This window comes from Myxococcus llanfairpwllgwyngyllgogerychwyrndrobwllllantysiliogogogochensis (assembly GCF_006636215.1).
Classification (GTDB): Bacteria; Myxococcota; Myxococcia; order Myxococcales; family Myxococcaceae; genus Myxococcus; species Myxococcus llanfairpwllgwyngyllgogerychwyrndrobwllllantysiliogogogochensis.
The window spans coordinates 1-432 of the sequence record NZ_VIFM01000810.1 but is presented as its reverse complement, the minus strand read 5'-3'; the positions used below and the strand labels follow the sequence as shown (position 1 = coordinate 432).

At 59.5% G+C, this 432-nt stretch carries 1 protein-coding gene; it reads right to left on the bottom strand.

The features are described 5' to 3' along the window. Positions 1–401, bottom strand: a 401-nt coding sequence (gene wrbA / locus FJV41_RS55935; RefSeq protein ID WP_368773789.1) for an NAD(P)H:quinone oxidoreductase, incomplete at its 3' end; no start/stop codon positions are given. Positions 402–432: the final 31 nt, after the last annotated feature.

Genomic DNA, 432 nt, shown 5'->3' with positions numbered 1-432 from the left:
ATATCGAATAGCTCCTGGGCGCCATAGCCGATCGGGACGATGATCATGCCGTGGTGGGCCAGCGTCGTCCAGGTCGAGGTAATGGTTTGTTCCTGGCCGCCGCCGGTACCGGTTGAGCTAAATACGCTGGCGATTTTGCCATACAGAGCGCCGGACGCCCACAGACCGCCGGTTTGATCGAGGAAAGTACGCATCTGACCGGACATGTTGCCGAAGCGCGTCGGGGTACCAAAGATGATGGCGTCATACTCTGCCAGCTCCTGCGGCGTGGCGACGGGCGCGTTTTGCGTTTTCCCGCCTGCTTTGGCGAATGCTTCAGCCTGCATGGTTTCCGGCACGCGCTTCACAACCACCTCAACGCCGTCCACCCGGTTCGCCCCATCGGCGACGGCGTGAGCCATGGTTTCAATGTGTCCATACATGGAATAATAA